17 protein-coding genes, 2 tRNA genes and 1 pseudogene are annotated in these 21,882 nt (G+C 72.3%); 7 read left to right on the plus strand and 13 right to left on the minus strand.

The features are described 5' to 3' along the window. Positions 1 to 58 precede the first annotated feature (58 nt). From J7E86_RS03500 to J7E86_RS03515, 4 genes are all read left to right on the plus strand, one after another. Complete coding sequence (locus J7E86_RS03500; RefSeq protein ID WP_215079617.1) at positions 59 to 838, plus strand: HAD-IIA family hydrolase; 780 nt, start codon at positions 59 to 61, stop codon at positions 836 to 838. 161 nt (positions 839 to 999) lie between these two features. Further along, entirely contained in the window at positions 1,000 to 1,608 is a 609-nt protein-coding gene (locus J7E86_RS03505) for a hypothetical protein (RefSeq protein ID WP_215079618.1), read from the plus strand. 35 nt (positions 1,609 to 1,643) lie between these two features. Beyond that, complete coding sequence (locus tag J7E86_RS03510; protein WP_215079620.1) at positions 1,644 to 2,306, plus strand: class F sortase; 663 nt, start codon at positions 1,644 to 1,646, stop codon at positions 2,304 to 2,306. A 164-nt stretch (positions 2,307 to 2,470) separates the two neighbouring features. After that, positions 2,471 to 3,523, plus strand: a complete 1,053-nt coding sequence (locus J7E86_RS03515) for a glycoside hydrolase family 6 protein (RefSeq protein WP_215079622.1) — start codon at positions 2,471 to 2,473, stop codon at positions 3,521 to 3,523. Positions 3,524 to 3,637: 114 nt separating this feature from the next. Here J7E86_RS03515 and J7E86_RS03520 read toward each other — a convergent pair whose 3' ends face one another. The 4 genes from J7E86_RS03520 to J7E86_RS03535 all read right to left on the minus strand — a co-directional run bounded on the left by J7E86_RS03520 (position 3,638) and on the right by J7E86_RS03535 (position 8,729). Next, entirely contained in the window at positions 3,638 to 5,620 is a 1,983-nt protein-coding gene (locus tag J7E86_RS03520) for a kelch motif-containing protein (protein ID WP_215079623.1), read from the minus strand. Next, positions 5,617 to 7,506, minus strand: a complete 1,890-nt coding sequence (locus J7E86_RS03525; RefSeq protein WP_251018597.1) for a glycosyltransferase family 2 protein — start codon at positions 7,504 to 7,506, stop codon at positions 5,617 to 5,619. Before J7E86_RS03525 ends, J7E86_RS03520 begins: the two co-directional genes overlap by 4 nt. A gap of 325 nt (positions 7,507 to 7,831) precedes the next feature. Beyond that, positions 7,832 to 7,905: transfer RNA gene (locus J7E86_RS03530), tRNA-Lys, on the minus strand. A gap of 65 nt (positions 7,906 to 7,970) precedes the next feature. Continuing rightward, positions 7,971 to 8,729, minus strand: coding sequence for an IclR family transcriptional regulator (locus tag J7E86_RS03535; protein ID WP_215079624.1), 759 nt, complete (start codon positions 8,727 to 8,729; stop codon positions 7,971 to 7,973). A 285-nt stretch (positions 8,730 to 9,014) separates the two neighbouring features. On the opposite strand from J7E86_RS03535, the gene J7E86_RS03540 reads away from it, so the two are divergent. Further along, on the plus strand, positions 9,015 to 10,112 hold the full coding sequence (locus J7E86_RS03540) for an LLM class flavin-dependent oxidoreductase (RefSeq protein ID WP_215079625.1): 1,098 nt from the start codon (positions 9,015 to 9,017) through the stop codon (positions 10,110 to 10,112). 250 nt (positions 10,113 to 10,362) lie between these two features. Here J7E86_RS03540 and J7E86_RS03545 read toward each other — a convergent pair whose 3' ends face one another. Then, positions 10,363 to 12,123 carry a putative bifunctional diguanylate cyclase/phosphodiesterase gene (locus J7E86_RS03545; protein ID WP_374223761.1) on the minus strand — a complete coding sequence of 587 codons (1,761 nt, stop codon included), beginning with the start codon at positions 12,121 to 12,123 and terminating at the stop codon, positions 10,363 to 10,365. Positions 12,124 to 12,532: 409 nt separating this feature from the next. Here J7E86_RS03545 and J7E86_RS03550 point away from each other — a divergent pair, with 409 nt between their 5' ends. Then, the gene (locus J7E86_RS03550; protein ID WP_215079644.1) at positions 12,533 to 13,747 is read left to right on the plus strand and encodes a M6 family metalloprotease domain-containing protein; all 1,215 of its coding nucleotides are present in this window, start codon (positions 12,533 to 12,535) and stop codon (positions 13,745 to 13,747) included. Positions 13,748 to 13,808: 61 nt separating this feature from the next. On the opposite strand, the gene J7E86_RS03555 is transcribed toward J7E86_RS03550, so the two are convergent. The 7 genes from J7E86_RS03555 to J7E86_RS03585 form a co-directional block, all read right to left on the minus strand. After that, positions 13,809 to 13,882, minus strand: a tRNA-Lys gene (locus J7E86_RS03555). Positions 13,883 to 13,938: 56 nt separating this feature from the next. Continuing rightward, positions 13,939 to 14,670: a bifunctional DNA primase/polymerase gene (locus J7E86_RS03560; RefSeq protein ID WP_215079627.1), complete on the minus strand. Its 732-nt coding sequence runs from the start codon at positions 14,668 to 14,670 to the stop codon at positions 13,939 to 13,941. A gap of 134 nt (positions 14,671 to 14,804) precedes the next feature. Further along, the gene (locus J7E86_RS03565; RefSeq protein WP_215079628.1) at positions 14,805 to 15,173 is read right to left on the minus strand and encodes a hypothetical protein; all 369 of its coding nucleotides are present in this window, start codon (positions 15,171 to 15,173) and stop codon (positions 14,805 to 14,807) included. A 261-nt stretch (positions 15,174 to 15,434) separates the two neighbouring features. Continuing rightward, entirely contained in the window at positions 15,435 to 16,793 is a 1,359-nt protein-coding gene (locus J7E86_RS03570) for an AAA domain-containing protein (protein WP_374223762.1), read from the minus strand. A 34-nt stretch (positions 16,794 to 16,827) separates the two neighbouring features. After that, positions 16,828 to 18,366: a hypothetical protein gene (locus J7E86_RS03575; protein ID WP_215079629.1), complete on the minus strand. Its 1,539-nt coding sequence runs from the start codon at positions 18,364 to 18,366 to the stop codon at positions 16,828 to 16,830. Continuing rightward, positions 18,357 to 19,556: a hypothetical protein gene (locus tag J7E86_RS03580; RefSeq protein ID WP_308312452.1), complete on the minus strand. Its 1,200-nt coding sequence runs from the start codon at positions 19,554 to 19,556 to the stop codon at positions 18,357 to 18,359. The genes J7E86_RS03575 and J7E86_RS03580 overlap by 10 nt, the downstream gene beginning before the upstream one ends. Further along, positions 19,480 to 20,409, minus strand: a complete 930-nt coding sequence (locus tag J7E86_RS03585) for a phosphatase PAP2 family protein (protein WP_251018598.1) — start codon at positions 20,407 to 20,409, stop codon at positions 19,480 to 19,482. The genes J7E86_RS03580 and J7E86_RS03585 overlap by 77 nt, the downstream gene beginning before the upstream one ends. A 292-nt stretch (positions 20,410 to 20,701) precedes the next feature. On the opposite strand from J7E86_RS03585, the gene J7E86_RS03590 reads away from it, so the two are divergent. After that, a complete protein-coding gene (locus tag J7E86_RS03590; RefSeq protein WP_215079631.1) occupies positions 20,702 to 21,298 on the plus strand; it encodes a histidine phosphatase family protein in 597 nt (198 codons plus the stop codon). Between the two features lie 60 nt (positions 21,299 to 21,358). Here the strand turns inward: J7E86_RS03590 and J7E86_RS03595 are convergent. After that, positions 21,359 to 21,882, minus strand: a pseudogene (locus J7E86_RS03595) (hypothetical protein); the annotation flags it as partial.

The raw sequence follows: 21,882 nt of genomic DNA on the forward strand, positions 1-21,882 counted from the left end.
GTGCCGTTCCGGCGCACCCGGCCCCACCGAGGGGCGCGCAGACGGCAGGAGTCCCACCGTGGCAGAGCGCAAGCCGATCGAATCCTGGCTCACCGACATGGACGGTGTGCTGATGCACGAGGGCGTCCCCGTGCCCGGGGCCGATTCCTTCATCAAGCGGCTCCGGGAGTCCGGCAAGCCCTTCCTGGTCCTGACCAACAACTCGATCTACACCCCCCGGGACCTGCACGCCCGCCTGGCGCGGATCGGTCTCGACGTGCCGGTCGAGAACATCTGGACCTCCGCGCTCGCCACCGCCCAGTTCCTGGACGACCAGCGGCCCGGCGGCACCGCCTACGTCATCGGCGAGGCCGGCCTCACCACCGCCCTGCACGACATCGGCTACGTCCTCACCGACCACGAGCCCGATTACGTGGTCCTCGGCGAGACCCGCACGTACAGCTTCGAGGCGCTCACCAAGGCGATCCGGCTGATCAACGCCGGTGCCCGCTTCATCGCCACCAACCCCGACGAGACCGGCCCCTCCGCCGAGGGCGCGCTGCCCGCCACCGGCTCCGTCGCCGCCCTGATCACCAAGGCGACCGGCCGCGAGCCGTACTTCGTCGGCAAGCCCAACCCGCTGATGATGCGGGCCGGGCTCAACGCCATCGGCGCCCACTCCGAGACCAGCGCCATGATCGGCGACCGGATGGACACCGACGTCCTGGCCGGCCTGGAGGCCGGGATGCAGACGTTCCTCGTCCTGACCGGCCTGACCCGGCCCCAGGACGTCGACCGGCACCCCTTCCGCCCCTCCCGCATCGTCGACTCGATCGCCGACCTCGTCGACCTCGTCTGACACCGGCCTTCCCTCCCGGACACCGTCCGCCGCTCGGCCGATCGGGCAGCCTCTCCACCGATCGGCCAGCGATAGGCCACCGTTCGGCGCAATGCCGCCACGGAGCGGATGCGACGCCCGGTACGGCCGGGTGAACTTCTCGGGTACGAGGAGGTTCACCCATGGACTCTGTTCGACGTGCTCTGTGCGGGGCCCTGGCGACCGTCGCCTTCTGCGCGGTCCCCGCATACGCCGAGGACGGCCCGGCCACGATGTCCGGGACGATCGAGCTCACGCCCGTCAGCAGTCACCCCGGGGGCCGGATCCAGCTGCGCGTGGCGGGGTGCGCCAACGACACCGCGCTCGCCACCTCCGAGGCGTTCACCGCGGACGCCCGGCTGGCCAAGGACTCCGCGGGGCTGTTCGCCGAGGCGGCCGTCCGGCAGACCGTCGCGCCCGGCACGTACGGCGTCAAGGTCAACTGCGCCGGCCACGACGCCGAGGCCCAGGGCCGCCTGACCATCGTCGAGAACGGCAGAGCGCTGCCCGAAAACCGCCACGGCGGCGTCGCACCCGGCCACGTCCGGCGCGACAAACCCACCGCCCGCGTCGCGTCCCCCGCCGCGCCCGCCGCACCTGTCGCTCCCGTACCGGCGGGCGGCGGCGGCACCGCCACCACCGCGACGGCCGAGCCGCCCGACACCCCCGGGCTCGTCCTCGCCGGCGCCGCGGCGCTGATCGCCGCCGGCCTGATCTGGCACCGCCGCCGCGCCGAGACGAAGCGGAAGTGACGCGAAGCGACCGGTGACGGAAAGCGACCGATGTGATGTCCGAAGCGCGCACCAGCGGCCAAGGCCGCTTGCTGACCGGTACGGCCTGGGCCGTACTGCTGCTGGCCCTGTGGCTGTGGGGGCGGGAGTCCACCGAGGGGCACGGCAGCGCCACCCCGACGACGGGTGACGTCGCCGCCGCCGGCCGCCCCGAGCCCCGCCCGCTGCCCCCGGCCCACGCCCCGCTGCCCGCCGCCCACCCGCAGGGCCTCGCCATCAAGGCCGTCGGCGTCCGCGCCCCCGTCGAGGACCGTGGCCTGAACCGCGCGGGCGCCGTGGACCCGCCCCCCTACGGGCGGGCCGGCTCCGTCGGCTGGTACCGCGGCGGCCCCCAGCCCGGCAGCCCGGGAGCGGCCGTCCTCGTCGGCCACGTCGACACCGCCAACGCGCCCGCCGTCTTCTACGACCTCGGCAGCCTCAAGCCCGGCATGACCGTCACCGTCACCCGATCGGACGGCTCCACCGCCGAGTTCACCGTCGAGGACGTCTCCGTCTTCACCAAGGACCGCTTCGACGCCCGGAAGGTCTACGGCCCGCACCGGAAGGACCGTGCCGAACTGCGCCTGATCACCTGCGGCGGCGACTACGACCGGGCCCAGCGCACCTACAGCGCCAACGTCGTCGTCTCCGCCTATCTGACCGGCACCGGGCGGGCCTGACCGTGCGGACGTCCGGACGTGCTCCATCAGAGGGAAGTGACGGCATGTCATCAGGTGACCACTCACCGCGGGCTCGGTCTCTGTGCCAGCATGGAAGGGACCGGTCATGTCCCGTGGGGGCGGGGGACGAGAACCCCACAGGAAGTACACCCAAGGGGGAATGGATGTACGGCAGGAACGCCGGCCGCGCACACCGGGTCCGATCGACCCGGGCCGCAGCGGGAGCCGCGATCGGATCACTTCTGCTCCTCGCGGGCTGCTCGTCCTCGTCCTCCTCGGCGGCGCCGCCCAAGAGCGACACGGAACCCCGGCAGCCCGTCCAGCAGCCCAAGACGCGGGCACCCTTCTGGGTGAACCCGGAATCCACCGCCTACAAGCGGGCCGCCGAGCTCCACAAGGACGGCAAGGACAAGCAGGCCGAGCTCCTCACGAAGATCGCGGCGCAGCCCGTCGCGGAGTGGATCGGCGTCGACGACCCCCAGGGCCAGACCCGCGGCTACACCGAGGCGGCCGCCAAGGCCGACCGGGTCGCGGTGCTCGTCCTCTACAACATCCCGCACCGCGACTGTGGCCAGTACTCCCAGGGCGGCGCCTCCGACGGCAACGCCTACCGGCAGTGGCTGGACCAGGCTGCCCAGGGCATCGGCAACCGCTCCGCGACCGTGATCCTGGAGCCGGACGCCCTGCCGCACATCGAGGACGGCTGCACGCCCGAGCAGTTCCACGAGGAGCGGTTCGCGCTGCTGAAGGACGCCGTCACCAAGCTGAAGGCCCTGCCGAACACGAAGGTCTACCTCGACGCGGGCAACCCCAGCTGGGTGACGCCCGCCGACCGGATGGCCGAGCCCCTGCGCCGCGCCGGCATCGAGGAAGCCGACGGATTCGCGCTCAACGTCTCCAACTTCCAGACCACGCGGGCCAACAAGGAATACGGCCGCCGGCTCTCGTCCCTGCTCGGCGGCAAGCACTTCGTCATCGACACCAGCCGCAACGGCAACGGCCCGCTGTCCGGCGCCGACCACGAGAAGGCGTGGTGCAACCCCTCCGGCCGCGCCCTGGGCGAGCCCCCGACCACCCGGACCGATGACCCGCTCGTCGACGCGTATCTGTGGATCAAGCGTCCGGGCGAGTCGGACGGCACGTGCAAGGGCGGCCCCGACGCCGGGCAGTGGTGGGAGCGGTACGCGCTCGACCTGGCGCGCAACTCACGGCACTGAGCTCTTGGGCGAGCGGGGCTACCGGGACGACCGGGACGGCCGAGGACCGGAGCCCTGACCCGCCGACGGGTCAGGGGCCGTCGTCCGGCAGCTCCGGTCCTCGATTCGTATCCGTCAGCCCTCGTCGCCCTCGGCCTTGGCCTCCGGCACCTTCACCCACACCGCCGGCGACGGCAGCCCCCGGTCGTCGATCACGTTCAGCATGTACCAGCCGGGCGGCACCAGTGAGGGGTCCTTCGGCAGCGTCACCGTCACCTCGTCGCCCTGCCGGGTGAAGTCCAGCGCGATCGACCGCTGTTCGATGTTGGTGACGTGCGTGAAGGAACCCGGCCGGATCAGCCGCGCCTTCTCCAGCGGCCGGGCTCCCTTGCCCGTGACCACCGTGTACGTGGCCTTGCCGCCCAGCTCCACCGTCCGGGGGCCGGGATCGCGGAGCGCGGGGCGCGTGCCGCCACGGTGGAGGTACGGCGGGGTGTAGAGGTCGATCTGCTGCTCGAAGGAGGCGGGCCTGGTGTTGTCCTTGTCGCCGAACAGGGAGTCGGAGCCGAAGGTCATCACCCGGCCGTCGGGCAGCAGCAGCGCGCCGGAGTGGTAGTTGCGGCCGACCAGCGGATCGGCGGCCGTGTGCCTGGTGCCGGACTCCGGATCGTAGATCTCGGCCTTGAGGATGTTGGTGGCGCTGCGGCCGCGGTAGTCGCCGGAGCCGTTGGTGGTCAGCACCGTGTCGTCGGGCAGGATGACGCTGCTGGGATAGCGGGCCCTGGCGTAGAGGTCGGGCCCGTCGCGGAAGCGCGGCTTGGCAGCGTGCAGGTCGACGATGCGGGTCTTGGCGGTGGCCCTCTTGTCCTCGCCGACCCCGCCGCCGCCCAGGACCATGTACCGCTGCTTCTGCGCGGGCGGCAGCAGCACGGACATCGAGGTCTCCAGGACGTCCGGGTCGCTCATCCCGGGCACCTCGGTGAAGTCGTTGCTCGCCAGGTCCCACACGCCCGGCACCCGGCCCTTGTCGGCCGGGCCGTAGCCGGCGTTGGAGCCGGTGTAGAAGATCCGCCCCTTCTCGGTGAGGAAGAGGGCCGGATAGGTGGGGAAGAACCGTTCCTTGGGGAGGTAGGTCCACTTCTTCGTCTTCGGGTCGAAGACCTCGTTCTTGCCCGGGACGACCTGGCCGATCTCGTCGAGGCCGGAGACGGAGAGGACCTTGCCGTCCTGCAGGGTGGTCAGCGTCGGATACCAGCGGGCCTCGTTCATCGGGTCGACCGTGATGTACCGCTCGGCGACCGGGTCGAACTCGAAGGAATCCTTGATGCCCTGGAAGTCCTTCTTGTCGAAGGAGAGTTTGTTCGCGATCCCGTAGACGTTCTGGGCGTCGGCGCCCTTGAGGCCCTCGACGCTGTAATTGTCGGTGAGCCCGGTCTCGTACTGCTGACCCTTCTCCAGCGCCTCCACATAGACGCGCGCGGTGCTGACCGTGACGGTGACCTTGCGGCTCTCCTCGTCCTGGGTCTTCTTGGCGCGCGGTACGAGCACGGGGTCCTTGGACTCGAACGTCTTGCCGTTCTTCTTGCCGGTGAACCGGGTGCCCGCCGGCAGGGTCATCGGCTTGTCGGGATCCTCGTTGTGCACGACCATCAGCCCGCCGGCCTTGGTGATGTCACCGCCCAGCTTTTCGTACCGCTGTGTGCCGCCGGCCACCAGGAGCTTGCCGTCGGGCAGTTGGGTGTGCCCCGCGCAGAAGAGGTCCTTGGGGGTGGGGACGTTCTTGAAGGAGTTCTTCACCGGGTCCCACAGGACCGTGCGGAAGGACTGGGCCTTGAAATTGGCGGCGTTGTTCCCGGAGCCGGCGATCAGCAGCACCTTGCCGGTGTGCAGCAGGGCCGCGTGGATCGTATTGATCCGGTATTCCTCGGGAACGTCCACCACTGTCCAGTGGCCGTTCTTCTCCTTGTACTCCGGCTGGTTGATTTTGTAGTCGTAGTACTGGTCGGAGGCGTATCCCCAGATCGCCGGACCGTTCATCCCCGCCAGGGCGAGGACGACCGCCGACCCGACGGCCATGCGGCGGGTGCGGCGGCTGACGCGGTAACGCCGGAAGTTCATCCGCGGGCCTCCGCGGGTCGCTCGGCCGCGGAGCGCCCGGCGCGGCGCAGCGACCACCACCACGCGACGATCGGCGCCACGGTGATCGCCAGGGCCAGCGTCGCCCAGGTGCGCATCGCGACATGGGTGTGGGAGAGCCAGAAGGAGGCCAGCAGCGAGCCGCCGAACACCAGCAGGAAGAACAGGTGGATGCGGAAGGTGCCGAAGAGGGTGTCGGGGCTGGCCGAGTCGCCCTTCGGGGTCACCACGAAGCCGCTCTTGCGGCGCAGGACCGCGTCGCACAGCGAGCGGGCGTAGATCGGCGCGGACAGCGCGGACATCACCATGCCGGCCAGGCCGCCGGAACCCTCGGGTTCGTGCGGCGAGACATTGTGCCGGCGGTTCCAGATGTAGAGGCCGATCTGCAGGGCCGCGGCATCGCTGTAGAGCATCATCCAGATCTCGGAATTGATCTGGATGCCCGAGGCGCCGAGACCGAGGAAAAGGGCGCAGCTCAAGGCGCCCAGCATCCAGTTGAGTGCGGTCATCGGATAATAGATGACCAGCAGGCTGTAGTTGAGGAATTTCCCCGGCGACAGTGTGAACGGGCCTTTCCAGAACTGCTTGAGGATCGTCTCGTACGTGCCTCGTGACCAGCGCAGTTGCTGGGTGAAGAAATCCGTCCAGGCGTTGGGCCCCTCACCGACCGCGAGGACGTCGGGGGTATACACCGAACGCCATTTGTGGCCCGTCGCGGGATTGCGGTGGCGGTGCAGCTCGAAGCCGGTCGCCATGTCCTCGGTGATGGAGTCGTAGAGCCCGCCGATGCCCTTCAGGGCGCTGATGCGGACGGCGTTGTTGGTGCCGACGAACATGGGTGCGCCATAGCGGTTGCCAGCGCGTTGGATCAGGGCGTGGAAAAGGAACTGCTGGCTTTCGGCGGCCTTGGTCACGGCCGCATCGTAGTTCCCGTAGACCTGCGGTCCAACGACAAACGCGATATCGGGGTCACGGAAGTACCCGAGCATGCGTTCAAGGAAGTTCGGCAGCGGGACATGGTCGGTGTCGACGGAGGCGAAGAAGTCGTAGTCGTCGCCGTGGGCGTCCAGCCAGGAGTTGTAGTTGCCGTGTTTGGTCTTCGCGCGGTGGGGGCCCTCGGGGCGGTTCCACTTCTCGACGCCCTTGCGGGAGAAGTGATGTACGCCGAGCCGCCGGCAGACCTCCTTCACCTCCGGGTCGTCGCCCTCGTCCAGGAGCCATACGTGCAGCGGCCCGCGGTGCCGCAGCCGCACCGCGGCCTCCAGGGTGCGGGTGACCATCTCGATCGGCTCCTTGCCGGGCACGAACGAGGTCAGGAAGGCCACCTTGGTGCCGCTCTCGGGCACGACCGGGACGGGGTCGCGGGCGACGAGCGTGGCGTGGGCGTTGGAGGTGACGTTCAGCGTGCGGAAGAGCTCGATGAGGCCGATCGACACCAGCATGACGGCGTCCAGGGTCCGCATGAGCGGGGTGGCGTCGTCGCGCTGGGTCCAGTGGGCGGGCTGCATCAGCCACACCAGGAGGCCGATCGAGACGACGGGCGCGGCTCCGAGCAGCAGGGCTCCCAGGACGCGGTGCGTCTCGTCCGCGAGCAGGCTGCGGTAGCGGACCCGGTAGGGGCGGTCGGGGTCCGGCTCGGTCAGCGGGCCGGCCAGCCGGCTGTAGTGCTCGTAGTCGAAGCGCGGGCGCACTCTGGGCGGCTGGGGCGGCTTTGGCGGCAGGGGCGGGGCCTGCGGCGGCGCCGCGGACAGGCCGCGGACCGGCTGCGGCTGGACCGGGACGGTCCCCGAGAAGCCGGGTGCCCGGGGCCGGGTCGTGGCCGCCGGATCATGGGTGTACTGCCGGGCGTCGGCAGGCATGGAAGACATGAGTCATTTCCCCCCGTACGCGTACTGACCGCGGGTGTCAGTCGGTCCGTGAAGCCCGTCCGGCCCCCCTGGCCGTACGGACCCAAGGGCACCGGATCCCCCCCCGGCGCCGCTCAACTCATTGCTCACGCATTGACGTTGAGTCATCGCTGTCGGTTCAGGATCTCCGACCGCCCGTCATGATCGCAAGGGTGAAACAAGGTGTTTACCGGGCAAAGCGGTGCGCTGGTCGGCGAGCTGTGCGAATGGGGGCGAAGTGTTCGCACGCGCCTCGGGAAACGGCCGAAGGCCCCTCACCATGGTGAGGGGCCTTCGAACCTGTCTGTGCGCCGCCAGGGACTCGAACCCCGGACCCGCTGATTAAGAGTCAGCTGCTCTAACCAACTGAGCTAGCGGCGCCTGCTGACAGAGATAAATATACCCGGTCCGAACGGGTGCTCCTAACCGGCCGCCGCCCCTCCGGTTCAGAGCGCCATCGACAGCACCAGGGGTGCCGCCTTCTGGTTCAGTGCCGCGGCGGCGTGCCGCAGCCGGTGCGCGTGCTCCAGCGGCAGGGAGAGCGCGACGCAGCCCACCGACAGGCCCGCCGTGACCGGGACGGCCGCGCAGACGGTGCCGATCGCGTACTCCTGGAGATCGAGGACGGGGACGGTCGCGGGCTGCGCGTCGAGCTTGCGGAAGAGGACCTGCTCATTGGTGATCGTCCGGGAGGTGAGCCGGGCGATCTTGTGGCGGGCGAGGTGATCGCGCCGGTCGTCGTGGTCGAGCTGGGTGAGCAGGCACTTGCCGATCGCGCTGGCGTGGGCGGCGGACCGGAAGTCGACCCACTCATTGACCTTGGGCGTGTGCGGGCTGTCCGCGTACTGCGTGATCCGCACCTCGCCGTCGATGTAGCGGCTGAGGTAGATCGCGGCGCCGATGGAGTCGCGCAGTGCGTGGAGGGACTGCTGGAGCTTGAGCTGCAGGGCGCGCTGCCGGTCGCCGCCGGAGCCGAGCAGGACGAGGGCGTCACCGGTGACGAACGCGCCGTCGTACGTCCGCTCCACATAGTCCTCGTGGCGGAGCATCGTCAGCAGATGCGCGAGGTGCGCGGCGGGCAGCCCCGTCTCGCGCGCGATCTGGGTCTCGGTCACACCGCCGGTGTGCTTGACGACCGTCTCCAGTACGCGCAGGGCGTACTGCACCGAATGGAACGGCGCGGTCGGGTCGGGCTTGAGCGCCACGGTCTTCCCCCTTGCGGGCTTTCCAGCGAGTGTCCCGCTCACCACGATAACGGCGAAAGTGTCGGCGAGGAGAGGGTGTTGAAGAGAACGGCGGTAACAGATAGGGCGTTGTCCTGCGCCGCGCCACCTTGGCATATGTCCATGTCATACGAGGAGCGGACCGCGCGCGGTGATCTGCGGGAATAAGCGGAGAGGAGCTCCGGTTGTTCGGCGCGGCAGGAGCCGAACGACGCGGCGTGCGCGGACGACGCCGCAGGAGCCGAACGACCAGGAAGGCGGACCACCGTGGCCGACATACAGGACGACACCATCCGGGGCAGGGTCGAGGGCAGCGCCCCCGTGCCGCTGTCCGTACTGGATCTGGCGACCGTCGGCAGCGGCCGGACCGCGCGGGAGGCGCTCGGAACCACGGTGGAGCTCGCGCGGCTCGCCGAGCGCCGGGGGTATCACCGGTTCTGGGTCGCCGAACATCACTCGATGCCCGGTATCGCCAGCTCCTCGCCGGCCGTCGTGCTCTCCCACCTCGCCGCCCACACCGACCGCATCCGCCTCGGCTCGGGCGGGGTGATGCTGCCCAACCACGCCCCGCTGGTCATCGCCGAGCAGTTCGGCACGCTCGAAGCGCTCGCTCCCCGCCGCGTCGACCTGGGGCTGGGGCGCGCTCCGGGCACGGACGGCGCGACCGCCGCCGCCCTGCGCCGGCTGGACCGGATCGGCGAGGGCGCGGACGACTTCCCGCAGCAGCTCGCCGAGCTGACGCGGTTCCTCGACGACGACTTCCCCGACGGCCACCCCTACGCGCGGATCCACGCCGTGCCCGGCCCGGTGCAGGGCCGCGTCGCCGGTGGCGTGCAGAAGGCCGACCGGCCCTCGGTCTGGCTCCTGGGCTCCTCCGGCTTCAGCGCGCGCCTGGCCGGCGTGCTCGGCCTGCCCTTCTCCTTCGCACACCACTTCTCGGCCGCGAACACGGTGCCGGCGCTGGAGCTGTACCGCGAATCCTTCCGGCCCTCCGAGGTCCTCGACCGCCCGTACGCCAAGATCGGCGTCCAGGCGTTCGCGGCGGACGACCCCCACGAGGCCCGCCGGCAGGTCCTCACCGGCGCGCTGGCGATGCTGCGCCTGCGGTCCGGACGGCCGGGCCTGGTCCCCTCGCCGGAGGAGGCGGCCGCGTACGACTTCACCCCCGCCGAGCGGGAGTTCGTCGACAGCTGGCTGGCGAACGTCGTGTACGGCACGCCGGACGAGGTGACGGAGGGGCTGAACGGGCTGGTGAAGCGAACGGGGGCGGACGAGCTGATGATCACCGCCAATGCGCATGGGCCTGCGGCCCGGCTTCGTAGTTATGGGTTGATTGCCGATGCGTATGGGTTGCCGGGGGCGTAGGTCGGCCACGTGAGTGGGCGGCTGCGGGCCGTGTCGTGCGCACCACCGCTGCGCGGCGGTGTGTCCTCAATCGCCGGACGGGCTTGATTGGGTCGCTCGCTGTCCTCAGGCGCCGGACGGGCTGAGAGCGGCTGAGCCCAGCCGCAATCAAGCCCGTCCGGCGATTGAGGACGCGCCCGCAGGGCGCCCGCCGCCGCAGGCGGCAAAGGCGGCACAGGCGGCCCGCAGCCGAAGTCCCGCCGGCCACCGCCTAAGGCCGCACTCCCGTGCTCAGCAGCGCCGAGATCGAGTCCGCCGGTACGGGGCGGGAGTAGAACCAGCCCTGTCCCGTGTCGCATCCGATGCGGCCCAGCCGCTCCGCCTGTTCCGCGCTCTCCACGCATTCGGCCGTCACCTTGATGCCCAGCCGGTGCGCGAGCTGGACCAGCGCCTCGACGATCGTCTCGTCTGCCGGGTTCGGCGGCTCCTCCGCGCGGAAGCCGCGGACGAAGGAGCCGTCCAGCTTCAGCGTGGAGACCGGCAGCCGGCTGAGGTAGGCGAGGTTGGAGTAGCCGGTGCCGAAGTCGTCGATGGCGATGGCCACGCCCATGTCGCTGAGCTGCTGGAGCTGTTGCAGCGGCCGGCCCGCCGAGCCCATCACCGCGGACTCGGTCAGCTCCAGCTGGAGCAGCCGGGGCGGCAGCCCGGTCTCCGTGAGGATCTCCGCCACGTCCGCGACCAGGTCGGAGTCCCACACCTGCCGCACGGCCACGTTCACACTGACCACGATCGGCTCGTCGGGGTGCTCCAGCTGCCAGCGCCGCGCCTGCCGGCAGGCGGTCGCGAGCACCCAGCGGCCGAGCGGGACGATGGCGCCCGTCTCCTCCGCCAGCCCGATGAAGCGATTCGGCTGAAGCAGGCCGAACTGCGGGTGGTGCCAGCGCACCAGCGCCTCCACGCCGCGTACGACACCGTCGCCGAGGCCCACCAACGGCTGGTACTGCAGGAGGAATTCCTCCCGCTCGACCGCCGGCCGCAAGGTGCTGGACAGGGCCTGACGGGTCATCCGGTGGGCGTTGCGCTCGGGGTCGAAGAGGGTCCAGCGGGCCTTGCCGTCGGCCTTCGCCCAGTAGAGCGTGGTGTCGGCGGCCTGCATCAGCTCGGTGGCGTGCGTCCCGGCCGCCGGGCGTTCGACGACACCGATGCTCGCCGACACGGCCAGCCGGTGGCCGGCCACGTCGAACGGGCGCTGGAGCGCTGCCTGGACGCACGCCGCCAGGTCGACGAGCTGCTGGGTGCCCGTCGACCCCTCGACCAGCAGCGCGAACTCGTCGCCGCCGAGCCGGGCCACCAGATGGCCGCCGGACGCCGCGCACTCCGACAGCCGCTTCGCCACCGCGCCCAGCAACCGGTCGCCGGCCCGGTGGCCGAGGGTGTCGTTGATGGCCTTGAAGCCGTCGAGGTCGAGGTAGCACAGGCCGATCCGGCCGCTGCCGCCGCGCGCGAGGGCCGCGTGCGAGAGCGCCGTGGTCAGCCGCTCGAAGAACAGGCTCCGGTTGGGCAGGTGGGTCACCGGGTCGTGCATCCGCAGATGCCGCAGACGGGCCCGCAGGTCGCGCCGGTCGCTGATGTCGGCCACCGACAGGAGCGTCTCGCAGCTGTCGGGCAGCGGCGTGACGATCACCTCGGCCCACACGCCCTGACGGCCGCCGCGCTGCTTCAGCCGCCTCGTGCAGTGCAGCCGCTCCCGGCGGCCGAGCAGCACTTCGCGGTAGGCGCTCCAGGTGCGCGCGTCCTCGCGCAGCCCGGTGAAGTCGGCCGCCGGGGCGTCGGCGAGCCGCGCCGGGTCGGTGCCCAGCAGCTCGCCGAGCGCGTGGTTGGCGGTACGGACCAGGCCGTCGCGGCCCACCACGGCCATGGCGAGCTGCGCGGCATTGAACGCGGCACGGAAATCACTGGATTCGTTACGTTGCGTGACGACTGTAGGCGTTGAACCGGGCGCGCCGCCCTGGCCGTCGAGGGTTCCGCTCACCGCTCGCTCCCGCATGGCATTCGTTCCGCACTGGCTTCGTAGGGGACTCGTGGATCTCGTACGCGTGGCCGGACAGGCGGCGGGCGGCCGCCTGCACGGGGGGAATCCGTGCTGGAAATGTGGCGATCATAGGGCTCACGCGAGTGCCGTTCCAGCGGCCCGGCCGTGAGCACCTGAGCCGCCTTCTCCGGTTTGTCCATTTCTGCACGACCGTGCGCGGCCGTGGCGGAGCCTGTGGTGCTGCGCCGTCTCGATTGACCATCAGTGACTGAGTGTGATGTACCCAGAAGTCGGCTTAGTCACTCGACTGGGGTAGTGGAACAGGGCATATCACCACAAAACCAATGAGGGTGGATGAGGTGTCCCGAATCCGTCCCGGGAGGTCGACGTGGTGCGTCCGCAGACACCCATGGGAGTGGACCGGCCTCGCCTGCGCCGCGTCGGTTCCGTGCTCACCTCTCTCTGTGCCATCGCCACGACGGTCGTCGCGGTCCCGGCGCACGCGCAGGGTCCCGCCGGACCGTGCGCGCTGCCGCGCAGCCAGGCCCACCACTCCGAGGGGCTCGACAGCTGGAATCCGGCCTACCCCCGGCCCGCCGGCCGGCTCGACGCCGTCATGATCTTCCTGTCCTTTCCGGACTCCCGCCCCGAGGTGGACCCCGACCGGCTCGCGGCCGACCACTTCCCCGGCACCGCCCGCTTCTTCGAGCGCGCCTCCTACGGCCGCTTCTCGCTGCGCCCCCACCCCGTGAACCGGTGGTTCGCCATGCCCCGGCCGGCCGCGTCGTACCGCATACAGCGCGACTGGGAGGGTGACCGGCGGTCGGACTACCTGCGCGACGCCATCGCCGCCGCCGACGCCCAGGTCGACTTCAGCCGCTACGACCTCGTCTACCTGGTCGCCGACCCCGACGCCCCGGGCGTCGACTCCGACGCGACCAAGGTCGTCAACCTCGACCGCCCCATCGAGGTGGACGGCACGGCGCTGCGCCGCGTGGTGACCGTCTTCGAGCACCACCCGCCCGACCGCAACGTCCTTGCCCACGAGACCGGGCACGTCCTGGACCTGCCCGACCTCTACCACCGGCCCACGGACGGCAAGGGCGACTGGGACACCCATGTCGGCGACTGGGACCTCATGGGCAGCCAGTTCGGGCTGGCGTCGGACCCCTTCGCCTGGCACAAGTGGAAGCTGGGCTGGCTGGGCGCGCGGCACGTCGACTGCGTCCGCGGCCCCGGCAGCAGCCTGCACACCCTCCAGCCGGTGGAGGCCCCGATGCAGCCGGGCGGTGACGGCCGCACGCGCCTGATCGTCGCCCGTACGGGCCCGGCCAGCGCCATCGCCGTCGAGGCCCGCTCCGCGTACGGCAACGACGCCGCGACCTGCACCGAGGGGGTGCTGGTCTACCGGGTGCGGAGCGAGACCGCCTCCGGCGGCGGGCCCGTACAGGTGCTCGACGGCCACCCGGGTCGGCAGGCGTGCTGGGGCGAGTCGGTCTACCCGGCGCTGGCGGACGCCCCGCTGGGCGTGGGGGAGTCCCTGACCTCGGAGGACGGGGTGCGGGTCACCGTGCGGGGGCGGACGGCGGGCGGATCGTGGACGGTGGGCGTGACCTGGAAGTGAACGGCATCCGGGCAGCACGAAGAAGGCCCCTCACCATCGGTGAGGGGCCTTCTTCTGTCGGTGCGCCGCCAGGGACTCGAACCCCGGACCCGCTGATTAAGAGTCAGCTGCTCTAACCAACTGAGCTAGCGGCGCCTGCTGACGTGGAAGACTTTAGCACCCTGATCCGGTGGAACGAAAATCCCTATGTTTCAGCGGGGCGAAAGCGTGCTCGTGCTGGTCACGGGGGCGCCGGGCGCGGTGGGGCCACGGCCCGCCGTCGCCCGGGCGACGCGCACGCAGGCCCACAGGAGCACCTCCGCGTCGGGCAGCCAGGGGTGGCGCACCTCGGGAGCGACCAGCCAGCGGTTGGCGGGTGGCGTCGGGTCGTCCTCGCCGGCCGGCCAGAGCGGGGGGACGGTCACCGCGTCGCCCGTGCCGTGGCACAGCAGCGGGGGCATGGCACGGGCCCACTCCTCCCAGGTGAGCAGGGCGGGAAGGCGCTGGGCGGTGCCGGGGGCGGCGAAGAGCAGCAGCCGGCCGCGCTGTGCGGCGACCGGGCCGGAGCCGGGGCCGCCGGCCCATAACCGGTCGAGCATCCGGCGGCCGAAGAGCGCCGGGACGCTCACCACGTCGAAGGCGCCGCCGCAGGGCAGGACGAGCGGCGCGCCGGGACTCTCGGCCCACAGGGCGTGGACGCTGCTGGGGAAGCGGCTGGCGGAGGCGAGCCAGTCGGCCCCGGCGAGGGTGACGAAGGCGGCGGTCTGCCGCGGCTGCGGTGCGGGGGGCCGGGCGGAGAAAGGGTCGGGGAGGCGGGAGGGGAGGGCGGTTCGCCCACACGAGGAGGGGGCGGAGGGGGCGGAGGGAGCGGAGGGGAGGGAGGGAAGAGCGGAGAGGGCGGTCGACAGGTGGGAGGGGCGCGGGTCGTGCTGCCGGGAGCTCATGGAGCCCATATAACGTGGCCGGTCCCCGCCGGTTCCCGGTAGTTACCGGAAATCGGGACAGGGGGCGGGACGGTGCGCTATCTTCCGCCGCGCATATGCCAACGGCCCATGGTGGGGACCATGGGCCGTGTCGCTCAGTCGACCGTGCTGTTGCTGCCCCGCAGCAGGTCACGGCCGAATTCGACCATCTTCCTCGCGTAGTCCTCGCTCCATTCGGCGCGCGCCGCGATCACGGCCGTCGGCAGCCGGTCGAAGCGCCCGGGGTCGGCGAGCTGGGCCGCTGCCACCGCCTGGTACTCGGTCGCCCGGTCGGCCGCCGCGCGGAAGGCCAGCGCCAGCTCGGTCGAGCGGGCCAGCAGCTCACGCGGATCCTCGATCGACTCCAGATCGAAGAAGTGCTCGGGATCGGCGACGGCCTCGGGCGGCTCGAAGAGCAGCTGCGCGGGCTTCAAGCGGCGCGGACCACTGTCGCGCGCGCCGGGAGCCGGCTTCGGCTCGCACATGTACATACCTCCAGGATCGTCTGCACCGCCATCCATTGTCCTGCGTCGCGCAAGTGCGCCCGGGGGGCATGGATTGCCGTTTTCCACCGCTCACCCGCGGCCCCACCGGCCTCCGGGAACCGTCACGGCCGCCAGGCCACACGGTGTTCGTTCAGGTGCGCCAGCACCGCGTGGTTGGCCTCCCAGCCGTCCGGGCTGTATCCGATGGCCGCCTCCGGCGGCGTGCCGGACTCCGCCCGGCGGGCAGGGGGCGGGTGCTCGTCACGGCCGCCAGGCCACACGATGTTCGTTGAGGTGCGCCAGCACCGCGTGGTTCGCCTCCCAGCCGTCCGGGAACTTCACCGTCACGCCCAGCCGCACCGGCTCCGTCGACGGGTGCTCGTCCAGCAGCCGGTCGACGCCCGCCCGGCACACCACCACGCACGCGTGCCGGTGGCGCGAGGCCAGCACGCACAGCCGGCCGGTCTCCAGGTGGAAGGCCGTGGCGTCCGGGCGCCCCGACAGCGGGTGCAGGACGACCGTCACGTCGAACTCGCGGCCCTGGAGACGGTTGGCGGTGTCCACGGTCACTTCCCGGACCCCCAGCGCGGCGAGCGCCGCCCGCACGGCCGCCGCCTGGTCGCGGTGGGCCGTGCCCACCGCGATCCGGTCCGCCGTGAGCGGCACCGGATCGGGCGAGAGCTCACTGGTGGCTGCGCCGCCCCGGTCCAGCAGCCGGCGGACCACCAGCGCCACGGCGCCCACCGCCTCCGGGTCCGTGCGCGGGGTGTGCCGGGCGGGCAGCTCCAGCAGCCCCCAGCCCGACGCGGCGGCCTCGTCCAGCACCCGGTCCGGGCCCGAACCGTCGGACGGCACGCCGAAGGACAGCCGCCGGTCGCCGTGGCCGGTGCCGCTGCGGAACGGCGTGTACGGATAGAAGGCGTCCGAGACCAGCGGCGCGGCGGACGCCGGCAGCCGCCAGGAGACCGGCAGCCGGTGCTGTGGCAGGTCCGGATTGTGGGCGAGGAGGGTGCTCACCGCGCTCGCCGACGGGTCGTACGACAGACCCGCCCACTGCTCGGCGCCCACGACGCTGAACGGGTCCAGCTGCCCCGGGTCGCCCACGAACAGCGCCCGCTCGAACAGCCCGGCCACCGCCAGCAGCGCGTCCGAGCGCATCTGGTACGCCTCGTCGACGATCGCGTGCCCCCACGGCTCGGCGACCTTGGTGTGCGCCCACTTCGCGGCCGTGGACACCACGACGTCGAGCCCGGCGAGATCGGCGGCCTTCGCGGACGTCACCACCGACGGGAGCGCGTCCAGCGCACGGTCGTACGGGCGCGCGTCACTGCTGTGCAGCCGCCCCACCGGCAGCTCCGGGTCCTTCGCGGCCAGCCGCGTCACCAGATCGTCGACCTGGGCGTTGGTCTGCGCCACGATCATCAGCGGCCGGCCCGCGGCGGCCAGCTCCCGGGCGGCCCGGACCACCAGCGTCGACTTGCCCGCGCCCGGCGGCGAGTCCACCACGACGCCGCGGTGCGGGCCGTGCAGGGTGTCGCGCAGGATGGCGTCCGTCGCCGCCGTGGCGGCCGAGGACGGGTCGAAGGACCCGGCGCGGACGTCCGTCGCTCGTACGATCACGGCGCCACCCCGGCACCGGCCGCGCGGTTCGTGTTCACAGACTGTCCTCCGCGGTCACCGGGTCGGGTTCCTCCGTGCTCTCGCCGGGCGGGCCGCCGTGCGTCCAGGGGGTCCGCTCGGGATCGGGCAGCTCCGGGCCGCCGCGCGGGGCGTGCTCGAAGAGCGTCCAGCAGACGCGGTCGCCCTTCTCCGGCACCGACCCCGAGTCGGGCACCTTGCCCCGCCCCATGCCGCCGGTCAGCCGGAGCGTCAGCTCCCCGGAGCCGTCCGGCACGTGGGCGACGAACTCCGCCGCCTGCGCCTTGCCGTCGTCCAGGACGCGGTGCGCCTTCGCCCCTTCGGCCAGCAGGGGACGGTCGTCCGTACGGACCGTCACCAGCGGCCGGGGACGCGGCACCTTCGCCTCCGAATACTCCATCACCACCTCGGTGACCTCCCCCACGAACGCCTCACCGGTCAGCCGCCGCCCCGCCATGACCAGCGGGTCGTCCAGCGCCTCCTGCGCGTCCAGCTGCGCCTGCGCCGTCTCCCGCGCCGCGAGCTTGCGCGCCGCCGTCACCGCGTCGTCCCGCCGGGGCTGCGGCGGCTCGCCCGCCCGTACCCGGTCCCGGTGCGCGGTGAACGACCAGCGGTCGCGCTTCCACCGCTCGCCCACGCGCGCCCCCTCGGGCAGCGCGCGCAGCAGGTCGACGCCCTGCCACACCGCGTCCCACGTGGGGCGCAGCTGGGACTCCAGGAGGGCGTGGATCTCGTCCTCCGCGCCCGGCCGCCCCGCGTCGTAGCGCGCCGTGGCCGGGCCCAGGCGCTTGTTGTCGAAGACCGGGTCCGTGGCCGGGCCGGCGGGAGGCCGCAGCAGCAGGCCCTCCCCGTCGCGCGCCAGCTCCGCGCGCAGCGCCGCCTCGGCGCCCGTCAGCCCCGGCGGCGGGGCGATCCAGGCGAGCAGCGCCCCCAGGTGCTGGTCCTCCAGGACGCTCTGGCCCGTCGCCCAGTGGCGGCCGAGCACCTGCGTCATCGGCAGCAGCAGCGACGAGCCCGGCACCCGGGCCCGTTCCCCGAAGTGCGTCAGCCAGCGGCCGAGCAGCGGCACGCGCGGGGGAGCGGGATACGCCGCCGTCGGATCCTGCTCGGCCGTGCGCCGGAAGCGCATGGAGCGGCCCAGCAGCCGTACGTACTCCACGCCCGCCGTGCTCGGCACCAGCAGCTGCGGCGCGCCGGCGCACAGCTCGACGTCGACGGTGACCTTCTTGCCCGTCTCCGGGTCGGTCTCCTTGCGCTGCTCCCACTCGACCTCGTCGGCGTACTCCTCGATGTACGGCAGCACGGCGTCGGCCAGCCGGGACAGGAACGCGAAGCGCAGGTCCCTGTCGCGCGGCTGCGGGACCACCAGCAGCAGCGGCGCGTCGCGGTCGGTGCCCACCATCGCCCCGAGCGGCGCGCCGGTCTCACCGGCGGTGGTCAGCGGTACGAGCACCAGCGGGCGCCCGGACAGATGGCGGTGCCGCACGGTCGCCAGGGGCCGGGCCCGGCCGTCCCGCACGGCTTCCATCCGAGCGAGCGTGGTGATCAGCGACATGGGGCCTCCGTGCCCGTGGCGGACAGGGCCAGCGCCTCCGCGCGCAGGGCCGCCGCGCGGCGCAGGGCGACCACCGCGGGGTCGTCGGGCTCACCGGCGGCGCCCTCGGCGACGGCCAGCACGGCCTCGACGGTGGAGAGCCCGCCCAGCTCGCCGCGCACCCCCCGCCCGAGCACCTCCACGGCGCCCCGCGCGCGGGAGTGCGCCCGGCAGTGGAAGGCCAGCTCGCACGCGCTCAGGCACTCCGGCGCGTACGCGGCGCCGACCGAATCGACCGCCGCCGTGAGCTCCGCCACGGGCCGGGTGGGCGTGCGGCCGTCGTCGGCGGGGCGGAGGTCGAAGGTGGTGCCAGGGGGCAGCTCGGCGGCGATGTCCTCGACGTGGGTCAGCCGGGCGAGCTGGCGGCGGGTGGTGGCGAGCTGCTTGCGGACGTCGACGAGCTCGGCGGCCGGGAGGTTGGAGAAGTCCTTGGGGCAGACCAGCAGGACGTACGGGCGGACGCGCGCGGGACCGCGGTCCGCCAGGTGCCCGGCGACGCCCTCCAGGGCGAGGGCGTACACGGCTGCCTGCCGGGCCGCCGCGCCCACCTTGGCGGCGTCGGCGGCGCCGTCGATCATCGCGAAGGACTTGATCTCCACGACCGTCCAGTCGCCGTCGGGGTGGACGACCACCGCGTCCGGCTCCAGGCAGACGGGGGCACCGGCGACTTCGAGGGCCAGCAGGGGGTGGTCCAGGAGCGTCCACCGCCCGGCGGCGGCGTCGCGCAGGGCCAGGGCCGTACGGGCCGTACGCCCTTCCGGGCCGGAGGCCGTCAGGTCGGGGGTGTCGACCGCGTCCGGCTCCGGCGGCGGCGAGCCGTCGCGCAGCCGCTCGTGGAGCAGGCGGACCAGGGCCCGGCCGCCGTCGGCCTTGACGCGGGCCTCGAAGGAATTGCCCCGGACGAAGGCGAACTGGGACTGTCCGAACGACGACGGCGAGCCGAGGGCCGTCGCCAGCGCGGCCTTGTCCACGCCGGCACCGTCGAGCAGCACCCGGCGCCGGCAGCCGGGGTTGGCGGCCAGGGCCGCCAGGCCGCGGGCGTCGAGGGGGCGCGGCGCGGCGGGGCCGCGCAGCTCAGCGAGCCGCTGCCGCAGCGCCGTCGGTGCGGCTGTCGCCGGCACCGTGGGCCGGCTGTCGAGGGATCTGGTCACTGGCGTCCGCCTCGCGAGGTCTCTCCGCTGTACCTGCCGAAGTCTCGCATCCGCCACTGACATTCGCGGGCGTCCCGGTGGTTTCCTCGCGCACCGCGCCGAAGAAACGATTCCGTATCCGGTCCAGCAGCCGCAGCGCCGGCCGGGCCAGGAGCAGGCCGGCACCCATGACGGCGGCACCGGCGACGGCGTCCAGGAAGTAGTGGTTGGCGGTGCCCATCACGACGAGCGTGATGGCCAGCGGATAAGCCACGCCCGCGGCCTTCGCCCAGGCCGAGCGGCCGTGGCGCCACATCACGACACCGCACCACAGCGCCCAGCCGACGTGCAGGCTCGGCATGGCCGCGTACTGGTTGGTCATCCCGCCGAGGCCGCGCGGGGCGCTGGCGTCGCCGCCCCACCAGCCGTACGAGCCGTACTGCGCCATGGTGTCGACGAACCCGTAGGTGTCGTCCAGCAGACGGGGCGGGCAGGTGGGCAGCAGCGTGAAGCCGACGAGCCCGATCAGGGTGGAGACCATCAGCCAGCTGCGCAGGAAGCGGTAGTCGGCCGGGCGGCGCTTGAAGGCCCAGATCAGGAGGGCGGGCGTGAGGATGTAGTGCAGGGAGGCGTAGGCGAAGTCGGCGGGTATGCCGAGGGACGCGTGGTGCGTGAACAGCCGGTTGAGCGGGTGCTCGAAATTTATTCGGAGCGTTTGCTCGATGTCGAGGATCGACAGGCCGTGATCGACGGCGGGCTGCACATCGCCACGGACGAGCAGGCGGCCCGCCGAATACACCGCGTACACCACGGCTATCAGCGGCAGCTCGGTCCACCAGCGCGGCCGCTTCCCCAGTGGTGCGGTGCGGTACATCCGGACGCTCTCCATATGTTCAGGCGGCCAACAAGCGCGCATGCCACCGTACGGTGTACGCCGCATGGAACGCACACCGCCCCGCGGGTTCCCGGAAACCCGGAGTTCGCCCGCTGTTCCGTCCCGGCGGACGGGGCACGGGGGAGGAGACGCCCGGAATGACCGGGGGGTTGCCTGTGACGGGCGTGAGCGATGATGGAAAGCAAGCAGATCGTTTCTGTCGGCTTCTGCCGGCATGTGTGGCGATCTGTAGCGAATGTCACCGAAATCTTATGAAGGGGCGGCTTCCTCCATGCCCTCTGCGCGCATCCTGCTGGCCCGGCACGGACAGACGGAATGGTCACTGTCCGGCAAGCACACCGGCCGCACGGACATCCCCCTCCTCGACGAGGGCCGCCGCGGCGCGAAGCTCCTCGGCGAGCGGCTCCACCGCGGCCCCTGGGACGGCCTGCCGGGCGTCGAGATCCGCACCAGCCCCCTGGTCCGCGCCAAGGAGACCTGCGAGCTGGCCGGCTTCGGCGACCGCGCGACCGACTGGGACGCCCTCATGGAGTGGGACTACGGCGCGTACGAGGGCATGACCCCCGCCGAGATCAAGGCGGGCCGCCCCGACTGGCTCATCTGGCGCGACGGCGTCCCCGAGGGCGAGACGCTGGCCGGCGTCTCGGCGCGCGCGGACGAGGTCGTGGAGTGGGCCCGCTCGGCCGACCGCGACGTGCTGATCTTCGCCCACGGGCACATCCTGCGGACGATCGGCTCGCGCTGGCTCGGCCTGGACGCGTCGTTCGCGGCGCGGATCCGGCTGGACCCGACGTCGCTGTCCATCCTGGGGTGGGCGTACGGCGCGCCGGCGATCGAGCGGTGGAACGACACGGGGCATCTGGGCTGAGGATTCGCTGTCCGGGCACGCGCTGGTGGCTGGTGTCCTCAATCGCCGGACGGGCTTGATTCAGCGCGTAGCCGCCTCGTACCGGTCCAGGAAGGCCGCGACGCCCGGGTCGCCCCGGTGGCGTCCCAGCGTGCGGGCCGTGGCCGCCAGCATCACGCGCACGCGCGTGGACTGGACCTCCGACAGCAGGTCCAGGGCCCGCTCGCACTCGGCCGCCGCCGCGTCCGGCGCGCCGCCGCGGGCGAGGTCGCCCGCCAGCTGGGCGGTGAACAGCGCGATGTTCCGGGCGAAGTGCTCGTTCTGGAGGTCCACCGCGCGCCGCGCGTGGTCCGCGGCGCGCGTCCAGTCGCCGAGCGCCGACCAGCACTGCGCCTCCAGGCCCTCCAGCTCCGCCTCGCCGAAGAACGACATCCACTCCGGATCCGCGTCGGCGGCACCGCGCTCGAACAGCGTGCGGGCCCGCAGCAGCGCCTCCTCGCACGCCGCCCGGTCCGCGAGCCCGGCCCAGCCGCCCGCCTCACGCAGCGTCAGCAGGGACATCAGCCGCGGCGACGGCAGCCGCCGGGCCGCCCGCTGGGCCGCCT

It is taken from the genome of Streptomyces sp. ISL-11 (assembly GCF_018614525.1).
Classification (GTDB): Bacteria; Actinomycetota; Actinomycetes; order Streptomycetales; family Streptomycetaceae; genus Streptomyces.

What these genes read in the sequence shown, in the direction of transcription:
- J7E86_RS03525 (WP_251018597.1), bottom strand. Translation starts at nt 7,506, where the DNA reads ATGTCTTCCATGCCTGCCGACGCCCGGCAGTACACCCATGATCCGGCG.
- J7E86_RS03565 (WP_215079628.1), bottom strand. Translation starts at nt 15,173, where the DNA reads ATGTGCGAGCCGAAGCCGGCTCCCGGCGCGCGCGACAGTGGTCCGCGC.
- J7E86_RS03560 (WP_215079627.1), bottom strand. Translation starts at nt 14,670, where the DNA reads ATGAGCTCCCGGCAGCACGACCCGCGCCCCTCCCACCTGTCGACCGCC.
- J7E86_RS03590 (WP_215079631.1), top strand. Translation starts at nt 20,702, where the DNA reads ATGCCCTCTGCGCGCATCCTGCTGGCCCGGCACGGACAGACGGAATGG.
- J7E86_RS03520 (WP_215079623.1), bottom strand. Translation starts at nt 5,620, where the DNA reads ATGAACTTCCGGCGTTACCGCGTCAGCCGCCGCACCCGCCGCATGGCC.
- J7E86_RS03585 (WP_251018598.1), bottom strand. Translation starts at nt 20,409, where the DNA reads ATGTACCGCACCGCACCACTGGGGAAGCGGCCGCGCTGGTGGACCGAG.
- J7E86_RS03575 (WP_215079629.1), bottom strand. Translation starts at nt 18,366, where the DNA reads ATGTCGCTGATCACCACGCTCGCTCGGATGGAAGCCGTGCGGGACGGC.
- J7E86_RS03505 (WP_215079618.1), top strand. Translation starts at nt 1,000, where the DNA reads ATGGACTCTGTTCGACGTGCTCTGTGCGGGGCCCTGGCGACCGTCGCC.
- J7E86_RS03515 (WP_215079622.1), top strand. Translation starts at nt 2,471, where the DNA reads ATGTACGGCAGGAACGCCGGCCGCGCACACCGGGTCCGATCGACCCGG.
- J7E86_RS03550 (WP_215079644.1), top strand. Translation starts at nt 12,533, where the DNA reads ATGGGAGTGGACCGGCCTCGCCTGCGCCGCGTCGGTTCCGTGCTCACC.
- J7E86_RS03510 (WP_215079620.1), top strand. Translation starts at nt 1,644, where the DNA reads ATGTCCGAAGCGCGCACCAGCGGCCAAGGCCGCTTGCTGACCGGTACG.